Origin of the sequence: uncultured Pontibacter sp., from assembly GCF_947492645.1 — a bacterium.
Lineage (GTDB): Bacteria > Bacteroidota > Bacteroidia > Cytophagales > Hymenobacteraceae > Pontibacter.
Window position 1 is genome coordinate 316,065 of the sequence record NZ_CANLMZ010000008.1, and the last position, 15,931, is coordinate 331,995.

Genomic DNA, 15,931 nt, shown 5'->3' on the forward strand with positions numbered 1-15,931 from the left:
TTACACAACGGCATCAACTGTTACTCTTATTAATAGCAGTAAGTAATTGGTCTATCTTCCACTTCCTGTAACTTTCTTCATAGGTAGTGTACCATGCGTACTCATGTACCAGCTTAAAGGCCTGCTCAACGTTTATATCCAAAGGGTGTGCTATGCATTCATCAATTTCAACTTCATCCTCTTCACACATGAAGCAAGAGTCGTTTCCGAACAAGCCATATACTTGTTTCGTGTGTATATGATAAAATAATTTAACATACTCAGCGCTACCTATGCTTCGAACAAAATAGCAACTTCCCTTCGCCAGAAGTAAAAAGCTCTCAATTGGGTAGCCTATTATGTCATCACCTTCTTCACAATAGATTGTTTGGTAAGCATCATCATGCTCAGCCATGAGTATTTTAAAGTTGGCCCTGTACTTGTCTTCTTTAAAAAGAAAGGGGGTACAGCTCGGTGAAAAGAGCGGTTCTAATTTAACCTGCTTCTGAATGCTAGCAGGATTGATTCTTTTGCTTGTTCTTGATGTTTTCTTCATCTATGGTGTTACTATGTACACCTATTATATAGTCAGTATGGCAAAAGTTTTAAATCCAAAGGAGAAAAATTTTAAAGTTACAATGTAAGACCATGTTAAGTGCTCTGTGTTACTACAACAGACACATCCCTTCATAGTGTAGCTCATTAATAGATGTCAAGTTAACAAGGCGGGACGAAGTGTACCGGCTGTCCCAAACCGGGGATGGCGCTTTGATATATAAAGGAAAAGCCTATACTATGGATGAGTTCGAAATGTTGTACGCCCTACTGGATTCCAATTATTATACCTACACAGAATATTATAAAAATTATAACTTTTCAGTCACTTTAAGCCTTAGTCCCAAAGCAGAAGAACACTATCACACGATTTTCCAGTCTGAAAGATTACCGGAAGCAATCTACAACATACTAGATATGTTCATCCAAATTGGGCAAGAACGCTATACTTTCAATGTCGGAATATATGAGAGGTTACCATGTATTGACCTGCCAATTATCCAGCTGCCCGTATTCCAACTCAGCACTCTTAAAATAGAGGTAGAAATTTTGAACGATAGGAACTGTGTATACACCTCCCCGAGGCTTGTAGAGAAAAGATTAAAGAGTTTTAGAGATAGATTCCATACAACGAGAAAGCAACACATAAAACCTTTACGTTAACTGACACAGACCTTTATATTAACACTAGAGGCAACAGAATCTTCACTTTCAAATGTACCTGTTTAGATTTAACCAATTCTATATCACTATCAACCTCTTCCCAATAGCTATCCAATTTACATTCCATTCAACTATATAATAATATAGAATATTAACTCCATTACCCCCTCCCCTCTCACGAGGGGGGGGGGGAGGGTCTAACCTTTATTATCCTTTATAATGTCTTCTCTATATTTCCCCCATATGTTTCTCTCTTATGTGGTAAGGGTTTTTATGTGGTAAGGGTTTTTAAAATAAATATGCGAGTGATTTAAAACTTTTCTGATTCTCGATTCAATAAGTAGAAACGAAACGAGAAATGACAAAATACCTATTTGTACCCAGTAACCTTGAATTGAAGGGAATGCTCCCTACCATCAGACACAAACACATTGATAAGTACCACTACGTTGTGCACAAACTTTCTGAGGAAAGGATTTTGAACCGGCTAAACGATACCCGAAACGGTTACGTGAGCCTATCATCCGCTGTCATGAGGGATGTGCTGACAGTCCAACAGTATATGCCTATCATGAGCTTTTTATTAGATAACGGTATTATCGAACGGGACGGAATCTACTCCAATGGAGGCACTTACCACTCATTTGCAGCTAAATGCTACTGGTATCGGCTTACCCCTACATATCGTCAGGTTGAGGCACGACAGATGATGATAATCGACACGAATTTTGAGAGGAAGCTTGTCAGGAAGAGCCGGGAAGCTGTTGAAAAAGCTGTTAAAGAAACGCCTCACTTGCAGTTCATCAACTTCAATTTGAATGATTTGCAGATAGACAGCGTGGGCGCTCTGACTATGATACGTGAGATGCTGAACAATGACCTTGATTATACGGTGGAGATGTATAACAATGATACTCTCGTGATTCATAAAATCCAAAATAGGGAGTTCTATATGGTCAGAGACACGTCTGGTAACAGGGTCCACAATAATCTAACAAGTCTACCCAAGCGATTGAGACGGTTCTTGTATATAAACTCCGGAGAAACACTTGTAAACCTCGACATACGCAACTCTCAACCGCTGTTATTATCTATTGTACTCAGAGAATATTATCCCTGCACATTGCCTCCAGATGTGGCCAAATACATTAACCTCTGCGAAAACGGCCAATTCTACGAACATATGATGGACTTAATGGACATACCTGCCTGCCCTATGCACCGGGACAAAATCCGGAAATCATTCAAAGAGGATTGCTTTGCACATATTTTTTACTGCAAAAACAACCCTAAGTACACTTATAAGGAGGCCAAGATATTTAAGAGAGCCTTCCCGCACTGTTACCAAGTAATTATACAGGAGAAAAAAGTGAACTATAAGAACCTTTCTATCAAGATGCAGCAGGCAGAGTCAAATATCATAATAGACAGAGTAGTGAGGCACCTGGCAGACCTTCGAAATATTTTTGCGCTGCCAATTCATGATTCCTTAGTCGTAACCGAAAGCAATGCAGATTATGTCAAACAGATTATGTTGAAAGAGTTTGCAAACTATGGCGTGAACCCAACCATCAACATTGAACAGCTGTAGGGCTAACCTGTGGCTTTTTTAGTCAGCCTCTATACCATGATTGGTAGTATAAACACGATGCTACTTCGAATCATCCCGTAACTCCAACAGGTAATACTTATACCGTACTATGTAGGTAGAAAGCAGGTAGAACTTTTTTATATATACTGAAAATAAGAAAGCTACATGCCACATCTTTACAAGAGCGCAAAGGTATATGACCGTACCGCTTATACCTTATCCTACATCCAAAGGGTGCTGTTTCAAACGAGGGGCGTCCACCTCAGCAAAGTACAGGCATTGGACATTGCAGTCACCCAGTTGGGAATGATGGTAGAGAAAATGAATGACAAGAAAAATGGTGGATGTTAACCAGTTGTTCCGGAAAGGAAGCACAAGCCCGGTTAACCTAACTAGCAAGGGTAAAGAGTATGAGGTAATGCTGTTTCTGCTGAGAGACGAACTGTTTCCAGTCTACAAAACATTGATGAGGAAAATAGCAATTGAAAGTGATTTCACAGACTTTTGGAAAAGCCTAGTGCTCGTACATCCTTACGAGGTGTATTATGTCTGCGTCGTTGAGCCGGATGGCCTCGGACAATTTTTGCGCCTGTATACTGTTCAGGTGGTGATTACTCTAAAGGAATAGCCGTGCTGGTTAAAATAGCCGCACACTTGGTTTTAAACAATTAAAGCATGGCCGCAACAGGTGTAGTCGATTGAGTACACCTGTTGTTTGACCATATATCACAGCATCTAAATTAGAAGTAATCTCCAAGTAGCTTCTCAATCTCACTTACAGGGCCAGCTTTACTTGCATCAGTAGCATTGTCTGTATCGGCAAGTAACTCAATAGCATCTAGGGTTAAGGCCTCCGCTAAGTTAGCAAATGGGAAGTGGTATGACTCTCCATTAATCTCATCATGCATTTGCTTTTCGTATTCTCGCTTCTCGTCAAAAGTCGGTTTCGTGTTTCTACCTTTTATCATAAAAGTTGTTATTTTTTATTCCGACTTCATATTTGTTGCCGGTCATAAGTATATATCATTGCAGCACTTCCTTCTACACCCATATTCACCTAAGGACCAACAAATTAACACACAAAACCTATACCTTTGTGTATGGATAACAAACTACTATCGGAGAAAATAACCACTTCCTACATCGGCTCAGCGTTCGGGGACGCATGGGCTTTGGGTCTGGAATTCTGCTCCCGTGACTACATTCGGGACAATTACCCAGTCATTGAAAAGCCTCTGGGCTATATGGCATTTAACCAGCCACCATTAACGTACAGCGATGATTCTAGCCTTTTGTTCTGCGCCACGGAGTCTCTGATTGGCGGCTTTGATTTGGAGGATATGGCGAGAAGGTTCAGCCAGTGGTTTGACCCCGCTAAGGCCTACTGGTCTGCTAGAGGAGAGATATTCGATGTGGGAATAACGACTGCCAAGTCTCTCAGAAGGTATGCAAAAGGCTACAAAAGAGCTGAATTCTGCGGAGATGACCACCCCATGAGTGCAGGCAACGCTGGCGTAAGTAGGAGCCTTGCACTCGCCTTCTACACGCTGGGAATGAGCCTAGATGAGATTTTTAGGCACACTATGCTGGTGAGCAGCATCACGCACCGCCACCCGGTTGCTATACTAACGGCATTTTACTATGTAGTCTACATACAACATGTCCTTACCATGGATAGATTCCATGCGTACCATGCAACGAACGAACTCATTAAAAGCTACCTACCATCCACCTCATTTAGTCAGGATGATATTAGCGCCCTAGACCGGGTATTGGAAGGAAAAATACCTGACTTGGAAGAGGATAAGGTTTATAGCTCACCTTACTGCATTCATACTCTCGAATGCAGCCTCTGGAGTGTTTTCAGGGCTTCCTCCTTTCGGAACGCTTTGGATAGGGTGGTTTCAATGGGGGAAGACACCGATAGCAATTCTTTTCTTGCCTGTTCAATAGCTTCTATAGAGTGGGGAGTTGATGATGTGGCTCAATGGTTACCCGAGTTGGCACGTTACGAGGACATCTGTGACCTCTCCAAGCGATTTGCAGCCTCCCTCTCCGGAAGGTACGAAAATTAATAGAAACTTTGCGCCGTTTACAACCTCCCCCATGCCTGAGCCTTGGAAGCTTTGTTTTTTACATTACTTCAGCGATAGGTATGCAAAACGATACCATATTTCTATAAATCCTTTCTATCTTTACTCTTCTACAACTAACACGTTAATCACCCTTACCCGATGCCTACCCTCCACTGGATTGGAAAAGAAAAAGTAGTAAACCACCACCGAGACGTGCCCTTCCGTGTGCTGGAACAAACCTATACCTTTAGCACCGACCAAAGCACTCCGGACAGCCCAGCACACAACGGCGAGAATAAAATAATACACGGCGACAACCTGGAGGCCCTGAAGGCGCTGCTGCCGGAGTACGAAGGCCGCGTGAAGTGCATCTACATAGACCCGCCTTACAACACCGGCAACGAAGCCTGGGTGTATAACGACAACGTAAACGACCCCAAAATACAGCGTTGGCTACAGCAGGTGGTGGGCAAAGAAGGCGAAGACCTGACCCGCCACGACAAATGGCTCTGCATGATGTACCCTCGCCTGAAACTGCTGCACAAGCTGCTGGCCGATGATGGTGCCATCTTTATCTCGATTGATGATAATGAACAAGCCAATCTAAAGCTGGTGATGGATGAAATTTTTGGGATGGCCAATTTTGTCTCAACCATAATTTGGCAGAAAGTATATGCGCCCAAAAACTCAGCAAAATTTATGTCTGAAGACCATGATTTTATTTTAACTTATAGCAAGAATATAAATCAATTGGCTCTTAACAAACTTCCCAGAAATGATGAGCAAGTAAAGCGATACAAAAATCCTGATAATGACTACAGAGGGCTTTGGAAACCCGGTGACCTTTCAGCAAGAAATTATTATGGAGAAGGGACATACTCAATTACCACACCTTCTGGAAGAGTAGTTGAGGCACCACCAAAAGGAACCTACTGGCGTGTATCTCAGAAGAAGTTCAAGCAGATGGATGCTGATAACAGAATATGGTGGGGTGAGGATGGCAATAACGTACCAGCTATAAAGAGATTTCTGAGTGAAGTACAGGATGGAGTAGTTCCACAAACTCTCTGGAAGTATGATGAGGTAGGTCATACACAGTTGGCCAAAAAGGAGCTAATTAAAGTTCTAACATTTGGCAGCTCCGATGATGTGTTTGTCACGCCTAAACCTGTAAAACTAATTGATAGAATTTTAAAAATAGCTTCTGACAAAGATTCCATTATCCTCGACAGCTTTGCTGGTTCCGGTACCACGGCACATGCGGTACTTAACCTGAACAAGGAGGATGGCGGCAACCGCAAGTTCATTCTGGTGGAGATGGAAGATTATGCCGAAGGTATAACCGCTGAGCGGGTAAAGCGTGTGATGCAGGGCTATGGCGAAGGCAGCAAAGCCGTGTCAGGAACAGGCGGCAGTTTCAGCTATTACGAACTAGGCGAGCCGCTGTTCGACGAGCACCAAAACCTGAACGAAGCTGTAGGTGCGCCGCGCATACAAGAGTACATCTGGTACACCGAAACCCGCACTCCCTACCCTGCCCCTATACCCGGGCAAGACCTATACCTGCTCGGCAGCCTGCACGGCACGGCCTATTACTTTGTGTACGAGCCGAGCCACATCACCAACCTCGACTACGATTTTCTGGCCACCATTACGCACCGTGCCGAACAGTACGTCATCTATGCCGACAACTGCCTGCTGCCAAAAGAGATGCTGCAAAAGCATAACATCGTGTTCAAGAAAATACCACGGGATATATCGCGGTTCTAATTCAGCTCAGGTATTTGTTACAGTTTAGGTTAGGTTAAGAGAAACACATGGAATTAAAGGCATACCAGCAACAGGTTATTCAGCACCTCGAAGAGTTCTTGAAATATACCCAGCAGCACAAGCTAGTGGGCGAAGCATTTAACAAATTCTGGGAAGACAAGATAGGCCCCTACAATCCGTTGACCGGAGAGGGTATGCGGCCCTACAAAAACAATGTGCCCGGTGCAGCCAACATCTGCATAAAAGTACCTACCGCTGGTGGTAAAACCTTTATTGCCTGCCATGCCGTTAACTCCATCTTCAGAGCCTACCCCGTAGACAAACCCAAGGCTGTGGTATGGCTGGTGCCGTGGAGCAACCTTCTCGACCAGACCGTCAAGAACCTGAGCAATCCGGCTCACCCCTACCGTCAGAAGCTGGATGCTCTCTTTAACCACCGTGTGGAAGTATATCAGAAAGATGACCTGCTGCAAGGCTCCAACTTTAACCCAACAGTAGTTAACGAACAATTGACGATACTGGTGATGAGCTTTGCCAGCTTGCGTGCCCGTCGCAAGGAGGACCGCAAAGTATACCAGGAGAACGGCCAGCTGGCGCAGTTTGCGCAGCAGTATAGAGACAGCTCGCACCTACTTGAAAATACTGATGAGACGGCCCTCATCAACGTCATCCGCAGCCTGAATCCTGTGGTTGTGGTAGACGAGAGCCACAACGCCGAAAGCGACCTGAGCGTGGATATGCTGCAGGCCCTCAATCCCTCTTTTGTGCTCGACCTGACTGCTACACCTAAAGAGAACAGCAACATCATCAGCCTGGTGCCTGCCATTGAACTCAAAAAGGAGCACATGGTCAAGCTGCCCGTTATCGTGTACAACCACCACGACAAAACCGAAGTCGTGAACAGTGCCCTGCATCTGCAACAGAACCTGGAGCAATTAGCAAAGGAGCAGTACAAAAACGGAGGACGATACATACGACCCATTGTGCTGTTCCAGGCACAGCCCCGCACTGGCGAAGACAACACTACCTTCGAAAAGCTGAAACAGCAGCTGCTAAAACTGGGCATACCTGAAGAGCATATAAAAATCAAGACCGCCAATAAGGACGAGTTGAAAGGCGTGAACCTACTATCGGAGCTTTGCCCGGTGAGGTACATCATCACCATTAACGCACTAAAAGAGGGCTGGGACTGCCCTTTTGCTTATATTCTGGCATCACTTGCAGATAAGTCTTCGGCAGTGGATGTGGAGCAGATACTAGGCCGGGTGCTGCGTCAACCCTATGTTATGAAACATGGCCATCCGCTCCTGAATGTGTCCTATGTGCTTACTGCCTCGGCCAAGTTCAATGACACGCTGCAGAATATTGTAAAAGGTCTGCAGGCTTCCGGCTTCAGTAGCAAAGACTATCGCCAGAAAGACGTGCTGCTAGAAGAGCAAAAACCGGAGGAAACCCCGCAGCAGTCGCTCAACAAAGCCTTCTTCCCGGAAGAGTACCCTGATACACCGGACGAGAATGAGATTGATACAACCAGAATCAGCTATACATTGGATAATCCGCCTTCGGCTACCACCACTTCTGTGGTATCGCAGATAACGGAAATGGCCGTGCAGCAGGTAAACGAGACGGAGCGCCAGATAAACCAGCAGGCAACATCAACCACCGATAACTTTTTTACTGAAATGGGCGACAAAGTGCAGCGTTACCAGATGCGGGAAGCCTTTGCTGAGGCTGCAAAACAACTCGCTATACCTCAGTTTTTCCTGGAGGTACCGGCTTCTTCTATCTTCGACCTGGAGACAGGTGCCGTTATCTTAAACCAAGAGGTGTTACTAAAGGGATTTCGGCTCTCGGACGAGGACACCAAAATCGCTTTCGACAGCATCACGTCGGATATGTATAAAGTGGACCTGCATGAAACGAGAAAGAACGATTTTACTCCGTCTTTCGCTAAAATTGAAGAGCAACAGGTAAAGGACCCGATAGCCGAATACATTCTGGCCAAGCCCAAAGAGAGCCAGGTAAAAGACATCGGTTACCAAATTATGCAGCTTATCGGGAACATGTATCCGATTGCCGAGCAGGAAATCAAGATTTACGTGGAGCGCATACTCACTCAACTAAACACAGAGCAGCTTCGCGATTTCCTGTCGCGAAAGTATAGCTATACCGATAAGATTAAGAAGAAAATCCGTTCGCTGGCAGACGCATACGCCGAGCAGCGTTTTAATGAGCAGCTTAAAATCGGCAAGATTAGCACAAGCTCCAACTGGAGGTTCCCGGAAACGTTGGTGCCCGGTGCACCGGGAGCTCCTATTGCAGGCTCGCTCTACGAGCGTGAAGGTAGTATGAATAACTTTGAGCAGCGTAACATTATGGAGCTTTCCAGTTTGCCGAACGTGCTGTTCTGGCACCGTAACCTGGGGCGCGGCAAAGGCTTTTCCATCAATGGTTTCAAATCCAATCACTACCCTGATTTCATCCTGTATACTAGGTCAGGTAAAGTGATTCTAGTAGAAACCAAGGGTGATGACCGCGACAACTCCGATAGCGAAGCGAAATGTCGCCTTGGCAACCAGTGGGCACAGCAAGCCGGGAATGGATACAACTACTTTATGGTGTTCGAGAGCAGTGTCATTGAGGGGGCCTATAACCTGAGTAAAGCAAAGGAGCTAATCAGTCAGTTGTAACAGACCCTTTTCACACTTGTGGAGACTTTTTGTGGTGAATTCCCTGAAAATCTACCTTTACCCTCTATTTATAGGTTTGATTGTGGTCCGCTGTGGACTCCTACTAGGTCTATCACAGCTAGAATCCAAGCTTAGCCAGTTTTGTAATGCGTGTGTTGTAAATACGGGTCCAACCTTTTGGCTTCTGCTTGATTTCATCTTCAGTAGTGATGTTCTTCCAGGCTAGGTTCTGATATTTGTATTCATCAAAGTCTACCTGGCTACTATATTCAAGTTCATCAGGATGAAACAGAGTGTAGATATCAAGAGAGTCCCTACACCTAAAGTAAATAGTGTAGCCGTCATTATACTTATCTAGTTCATACCGTTCAATCGCAAAGATGTACAGCGTATCGAAGTTTACTGCTTTGACCTTGGAAACCGGTTTTTCTAAATAGAGTAGCTGAAAGCCGTTTTTTATATGTCCGGACTCATACACCACGTAGTCCTCTTCTTCCCCCACGTAATCCTCTCTTTCCTTTAGGTTATTAAAATAGATGTGGTTGTAGTTGAACGAAACGCATGGCTTCCACCTAGAGCTATCGTATGGTATATATGCCCCGTGTTGTTCCACTTTTAAACTTGTCTCAGTGGCACCTGTAGTCTTACTGTGTTCTATTCCCATTTCTTGAATGTTTCTATGATATACATCAATTATAGAGTCAGCTATATTAAAAGTTTTAATCGGGTTCGAAGTTTTTTTTCTCTATGAAGGATTCCCAGGGCCATGTACGGCCGATGCTTCCATGTGTATACTTGAGAAAGCTTGGCTCCGGTAAGGGCGTGCAGTAAAAGTCTGTACAGGGATGAGGCGCTGTACACACGTTTGTTAGTGCTGGTGCCCTCACAAGCCCGAGCCCCCTTCATCGAAAACCTTGTAGGTTACGAGTGTGACGGTCATATTTACCAAGATGAGTGGAAGAGTTGAGACCTGAGGATGCCAACCTGGTTTACCACCATAGGTGGATGTTAGAAGCCGAGGTTGGTCATCTTATTCACTCGGGTGTTGTAGTAGGTGACATTATCTATTTGGCTTATTTCTGCTTCCGTCACTTTGTTTCTCCAGGCAAAGCTTTTTTCAAAGTCCCAAGCTTCAACGTCTGAGTCACATGCAAACCGAAAATACATGGGGTACTCTAAAAAATAAATATCAAGTGTTTTCAGGCATTTGAAGTATAAGTCGAAACCATCCAAAAATGGATACCATTCGTAGTGCTTGACAGCCTAGATGTACAACTGCTGAAAATCTATAACCTTAGGTTGAGCATCTCCTGTCGTCTCCTTGTACAGTAGCTGGAAGCCTGGTTTTACTTGTCCGTCATCGTAATACAAACAATCTCCCTCCCCTAAAAGCTTTCTGAAGTATATGTGGTTATAATTCAGGACCGCAGACGGATTCCATCTTGAGCTGTCAAACAGCTTATCCATTTGATTTTTTGCCGTCGAAAATTTTCTAACTATTGTTCCCGCACGTAATTTTTGATGTGATTTCATATAAGTAAAAGTTGTGTATCATATCTTATAGAAACAGGTTATGGAAAAGTTGTAAAGAGTTATCGGTTTTTAATTATTCTAACGGAAGGTCGTTAGAAGGCCTATGGGCGCTGGATGAGTTAAAACTATGCATTTAGGATATACGTTACGGTGGATAGGCTTTCTGGCGTCTCTATAACGAGGGACGAACAATAGCAAGAGAGCATGAGTAGCTAAAATTTATTACCTTTGCACAAATGAAGTACCTGTCTGTCATATGGGGAATGGTTATCTTTCTACTGGCGTGCCTGCCGTGCACGGACAGCGGGATGGCCTACGCCCAGTATGAAACAACGACAGTCCAAGCTACCCACAGTCATGCTGACCCGGGACAGGGCGCGGACCTCTGCTCTCCCCTCTGCGAATGTAACTGCTGCGGGGGCATCACACTATCTTTCAGCTGCCCGCAAATAGAAGAGCCACCTCATAATCCGCAAGATTCTTACCTGAGCGCCTACCTCCCTGGTGGTGGTACTTCTCCGTCTTTCCCCTTTTGGCACCCTCCAAAAGCTTAACTTATTTCTTTTTTAAGTAAGTAAACACGTGCTGCCGCACCTCTGTGTGGCCTCAAGAGGCGTGCGCATACTTTTGTATGTGGTTTTTGGGATTAAAGAATTAAAAGGTGCTAGATAAAATTATTCATTTTTCTATCCATAACAAGCTCATTATCGGAATTTTTACCCTTGCGCTTGTTATCTGGGGCGGCTATTCCGCCACACAGCTGCCCATCGATGCAGTACCTGACATTACGAACAATCAGGTACAGGTGATAACCACCAGCCCCTCTCTTGCCGCCCAAGAAGTGGAGCGGCTCATCAGCTTCCCGGTGGAGCAAACCATGTCCACTATCGCTAAAATTGAGGAGGTGCGCTCCATCTCCCGATTCGGCCTTTCTGTGGTAACCATTGTCTTCGAAGAGAACGTGGACATTTACTGGGCACGTCAGCAGGTAAGCGAGCGGCTTGTGGAGGCCACGGGTAACATACCGCCTGGTCTAGGGATTCCGGAGATGGCCCCCATCTCTACCGGCCTTGGGGAGATATACCAATATGTGGTACATGCCAAGCCAGGGTATGAGGAGCAGTACTCAGCTATGGACCTGCGCACCATACAGGACTGGATTGTACGCAGACAACTGCTCGGCACGCCCGGTGTGGCCGAGGTCAACAGCTTCGGCGGCTTCCTGAAACAATACGAGATTGCTGTTGACCCCGACAGGCTCAAAGCCCACAACCTAAGCATCAGCGATGTGCTGGAGGCGCTGGAACGCAATAACGGTAATACCGGGGGTGCCTACATCGACAAAAAGCCAAACGCCTACTTTGTACGCAGCGAGGGTCTGATAGAGAGCCTGGACGAGGTTAAAAAAGTGGTGGTTAGCAATACTTCCAACGGCACACCCTTGTTTATGGCTGATATTGCCCAGGTACAGTTCGGAAGCGCCAACCGCTACGGTGCCCTTACCGATGCCAATGGTGAAGCAGTGGGGGGAATCGTGATGCTCCTCAAGGGGGAGAACACCAACCAGGTGGTGGGTCGCGTGAAAGAGCGAATGGAGCAGATTGCAAAGTCCCTGCCGGAAGGCGTGGCGGTAGAGGCCTTTCTGGACCGAAGCGAGTTAATTGACCGGGCAATGAGCACCGTGAAGCGGAACCTGATTGAGGGTGCCCTGATAGTGATTTTCGTGCTGGTGCTCTTCTTAGGGAATCTGCGTGCTGGCTTGGTGGTGGCCTCTGTCATCCCGCTGGCCATGTTGTTTGCCATCATCATGATGAACCTTTTCGGTGTGTCAGGCAACCTGATGAGCCTCGGGGCCATCGACTTTGGCCTCATCGTAGACGGGGCTGTTATCATTGTGGAGGCAACCATGCACCACCTGGGCCTGCGCAAAGAGGGAAGACTGACGCAGGCGCAGATGGACGAGGAGGTATATGAATCTGCCAGTAAGATTCGCACCGCCGCTGCCTTTGGTGAAATTATTATCCTGATTGTATACCTGCCGATTCTGGTGCTGGTGGGCATTGAAGGGAAGATGTTCCGCCCCATGGCGCTGACCGTCTGCTTTGCCATATTTGGTGCCTTTATCCTCTCGCTCACCTATGTGCCCATGATGTCGGCGCTGCTGCTGAGCAAGAACACCACCCATAAGCGCAACATTTCCGACAGGATGATGGACTTTTTCCAGCGTATGTACAACCCCGTAATCAGGGGTGCCCTTCGATTCAAGGCACTGGTGCTTGTTTCTGCGTTCGCTTTGTTTGCCCTGAGCCTAGTGCTTTTCTCCCGCATGGGCAGTGAGTTCATTCCTACCTTGGAGGAGGGCGATTTTGCTTTGGAGACAAGGCTATTGACCGGCAGCTCGCTTTCCGAAACTATCGAAAAGGTGTCGCTGGCCTCACAGATTCTAAAGGAGCGATTCCCGGAAGTCAAGGAGGTAATCAGCAAAATCGGTGCAGCTGAGATTCCGACAGACCCTATGCCCATGGAATCCGCTGACGTCACTATCCTCCTCAAGGACAAGGACGAGTGGACGAGCGCCAGCACCCGGGAGGAACTGGCCAGCCAGATGACGGAGGCGCTGGAGGACATACCTGGTGTTACGTTTGGCGTTTCACAGCCTATACAGCTGCGCTCCAACGAACTGATTTCAGGAGTGCGCCAAGACGTGGGCATCAAAATCTTCGGAGAGGATTTACAGGAACTGACCAGGCTATCCCAAGAGGTCGGCCGTGTGGTTTCTACCGTGGAAGGGGCTGAGGACCTCTACCTGGAGCAAGTGTCCGGACTGCGACAGATTGTGGTGGACATCAACCGGGGACAGATAGCCAAGTACGGTCTTGATGTGGAGGCGGTTAACCAAGTCATCAACGCTGCCTTCGCCGGGCAGAGCGCCGGGATGGTGTACGAAGGCGACCGCCGCTTTGACCTGGTCGTCCGGCTCAAACAGGATGACAGACAGGATATCGCCGATGTGCGCCGACTCTACGTCACCACGCCAAGCGGACTGCAGGTGCCACTGGAGCAGGTGGCCGATGTACAGTACCGGCAGGGACCGAACCAGATACAGCGCGAGGATGCCAAGCGCCGCATCATCGTGGGATTCAACGTGCGTGGGCGGGACATCGCTAGTGTGGTGGAGGAAGTGCAGCAGAAGATAGACCGGCAGGTAACACTACCCACAGGTTACTTTGTGACCTACGGGGGGCAGTTTGAGAATCTTCAGGAGGCAAACCAGCGTCTCTCGGTGGCTGTTCCGGCTGCTTTGGCACTAATATTCCTGCTGCTCTATCTCACCTTCGGTTCCGTGCGCCACTCGCTGCTCATCTTCACGGCCATTCCACTGTCGGCCATCGGGGGCGTACTGGCCCTGTGGCTGAGGGATATGCCCTTCAGCATATCGGCCGGTGTAGGCTTCATCGCCCTGTTCGGTGTGGCGGTGCTCAACGGCATTGTGCTCATCGCCGAGTTCAACAGGCAACGCAAGGAGGAAAGCGTTCAGAGCCTCCGTGAGGTGGTGCTCAATGGCACCTCCATACGTCTTCGACCTGTGCTGATGACGGCTACCGTGGCCTCCCTGGGCTTTCTGCCAATGGCGCTCTCCAACACAGCCGGGGCTGAGGTGCAGAAACCACTGGCCACCGTAGTGATTGGCGGACTTATCACCTCCACTATGCTGACGCTGGTGGTGCTGCCCGTGCTCTACATACTCATCGAAAGTTATGTCTCCAATAGAAAAAAACACAACTCGAGCGGCAGCGGATTACGGGCAACTACCATAGTAACCATTATTGCCTCAGTTGCCCTGCTTATGGGCAAGTCACAGCAGACACAGGCACAGCAGCGGCCAGTAGAAGTGTACACGCTGGATGAGGCCATTGCCAAGGCAATCAGCCAGAACCCCTCAGTAGAGGCCGCCAGGCTTGACATCAAAAGAAGCCAGTCGCTTACAGGAACAGCTTGGGACATTAATAAGACGCAGCTGCAGTACTCTACCGGTAAGCTACAGTCTGGAGAGTATGACTCTGAGGTTTCGGTATCGCAGACATTTGCCTTTCCGACTGTCTATGCCAGACAGGCAAAGCTTGCCGGGGAGCTCACCCAAGCAAGCAGAATCGGTCTGACGCAGCGACAGCGGGAAATAGTCCGCGATGTAAGGCTCACCTACTACGGTATAGTCTACGCGCGCTCCCGCCTCAGCTTGCTCACCTACCAGGATAGCCTGTATGCGGCTTTCCTCAGGGCTGCCCAAGTGAGGCTCCGGACCGGGGAAACCAACCTGTTGGAGAAGGTGACGGCCGAAACACAGCTGTCTGAGGTGCGCAACAGCGTCTTTCAGGCGGAGGCTGACAGGGACGTCTTTCAGCAGCGCCTGCAGGCATTGCTGGCCACCGATACGCTGATAGCCACGGCAGACACGACATTGAACCGCTTGCCTCTGCCAAGCATAACCGAGGAAATGCTGGAGCAGAATCCGAGACTCCTCCTGGCCCGGCAACAGGTTGAGGTGCGGCAGGCGGAGAAAGGACTGGAGCGGGCCAGGCTACTGCCGGACCTGCAGTTAGGCTACACGAACCGAACCATTGCCGGAAGTCATGGAAAAAGAGGGATAGAAGAGTTCGAGCCGCCGCAGGAGGTGTCCTTCGGCGTGGCCATCCCGCTATGGGCAAAGCCACAGAGGAGCCGTATAGAGGCTGCCAAGATACAGACGGACGTAGCCCAGTTGAACCTACAGGATACTCGCAACGAGCTGCGGGCTGATATAGCGGCCGCGCTACAGCAGGCGCTGAAGCTGCAGGGAAGCCTGGATTACTATGAACGCACGGCACTGCCGCAGGCGCGGCTCATCATAGACCACGCCACCAAAGCATACCGGGTAGGGGAAATCAACTATCAAGACTATATCCTGAGCCTAAGCAGGGCGTTGAGCATCCAGGCGAACTATCTGGAAACACTTTACGCCTATGACAGGGCTGTCATTGAACTCCACTACATTACAGAAAACCAACAGTAACCAACAAAAGCAGAATCTATCCCAT

The 15,931-nt window shown here is 47.6% G+C and carries 12 protein-coding genes; 8 read left to right on the forward strand and 4 right to left on the reverse strand.

Features of this window, described 5'->3' with window-relative positions; genetic code table 11:
- Positions 1-13 precede the first annotated feature (13 nt).
- A complete protein-coding gene (locus tag Q1A23_RS11845; protein WP_299823609.1) occupies positions 14-535 on the reverse strand; it encodes a hypothetical protein in 522 nt (173 codons plus the stop codon).
- A 239-nt stretch (positions 536-774) separates the two neighbouring features.
- Between Q1A23_RS11845 and Q1A23_RS11850 the strand changes: the two genes are divergently transcribed.
- The 3 genes from Q1A23_RS11850 (at position 775) to Q1A23_RS11860 (ending at position 3,416) form a co-directional block, all read left to right on the forward strand.
- On the forward strand, positions 775-1,197 hold the full coding sequence (locus tag Q1A23_RS11850; protein ID WP_299823612.1) for a hypothetical protein: 423 nt from the start codon (positions 775-777) through the stop codon (positions 1,195-1,197).
- Between the two features lie 358 nt (positions 1,198-1,555).
- Entirely contained in the window at positions 1,556-2,788 is a 1,233-nt protein-coding gene (locus tag Q1A23_RS11855) for a hypothetical protein (RefSeq protein ID WP_299823618.1), read from the forward strand.
- Positions 2,789-3,113: 325 nt separating this feature from the next.
- On the forward strand, positions 3,114-3,416 hold the full coding sequence (locus Q1A23_RS11860) for a hypothetical protein (protein WP_299823621.1): 303 nt from the start codon (positions 3,114-3,116) through the stop codon (positions 3,414-3,416).
- A gap of 112 nt (positions 3,417-3,528) precedes the next feature.
- Here Q1A23_RS11860 and Q1A23_RS11865 read toward each other — a convergent pair whose 3' ends face one another.
- Entirely contained in the window at positions 3,529-3,756 is a 228-nt protein-coding gene (locus Q1A23_RS11865; protein WP_299823624.1) for a hypothetical protein, read from the reverse strand.
- A gap of 132 nt (positions 3,757-3,888) precedes the next feature.
- Between Q1A23_RS11865 and Q1A23_RS11870 the strand changes: the two genes are divergently transcribed.
- The 3 genes from Q1A23_RS11870 to Q1A23_RS11880 all read left to right on the forward strand — a co-directional run bounded on the left by Q1A23_RS11870 (position 3,889) and on the right by Q1A23_RS11880 (position 9,323).
- Positions 3,889-4,863 carry an ADP-ribosylglycohydrolase family protein gene (locus tag Q1A23_RS11870; RefSeq protein WP_299823627.1) on the forward strand — a complete coding sequence of 325 codons (975 nt, stop codon included), beginning with the start codon at positions 3,889-3,891 and terminating at the stop codon, positions 4,861-4,863.
- A 159-nt stretch (positions 4,864-5,022) separates the two neighbouring features.
- Positions 5,023-6,633 carry a site-specific DNA-methyltransferase gene (locus Q1A23_RS11875; protein WP_299823630.1) on the forward strand — a complete coding sequence of 537 codons (1,611 nt, stop codon included), beginning with the start codon at positions 5,023-5,025 and terminating at the stop codon, positions 6,631-6,633.
- A gap of 47 nt (positions 6,634-6,680) precedes the next feature.
- Positions 6,681-9,323 carry a DEAD/DEAH box helicase family protein gene (locus tag Q1A23_RS11880; protein WP_299823633.1) on the forward strand — a complete coding sequence of 881 codons (2,643 nt, stop codon included), beginning with the start codon at positions 6,681-6,683 and terminating at the stop codon, positions 9,321-9,323.
- 118 nt (positions 9,324-9,441) lie between these two features.
- On the opposite strand, the gene Q1A23_RS11885 is transcribed toward Q1A23_RS11880, so the two are convergent.
- Positions 9,442-9,987: a hypothetical protein gene (locus tag Q1A23_RS11885; RefSeq protein WP_299823636.1), complete on the reverse strand. Its 546-nt coding sequence runs from the start codon at positions 9,985-9,987 to the stop codon at positions 9,442-9,444.
- 599 nt (positions 9,988-10,586) lie between these two features.
- A complete protein-coding gene (locus Q1A23_RS11890) occupies positions 10,587-10,790 on the reverse strand; it encodes a hypothetical protein (RefSeq protein WP_299823640.1) in 204 nt (67 codons plus the stop codon).
- Between the two features lie 302 nt (positions 10,791-11,092).
- Between Q1A23_RS11890 and Q1A23_RS19595 the strand changes: the two genes are divergently transcribed.
- Both Q1A23_RS19595 and Q1A23_RS11895 read left to right on the forward strand, forming a co-directional pair.
- Positions 11,093-11,410 (forward strand): DUF6660 family protein, encoded by a 318-nt coding sequence (locus Q1A23_RS19595; RefSeq protein ID WP_363322043.1) that lies wholly within the window; start codon positions 11,093-11,095, stop codon positions 11,408-11,410.
- A gap of 107 nt (positions 11,411-11,517) precedes the next feature.
- Complete coding sequence (locus tag Q1A23_RS11895) at positions 11,518-15,906, forward strand: CusA/CzcA family heavy metal efflux RND transporter (protein ID WP_299823643.1); 4,389 nt, start codon at positions 11,518-11,520, stop codon at positions 15,904-15,906.
- Positions 15,907-15,931 lie beyond the last annotated feature (25 nt).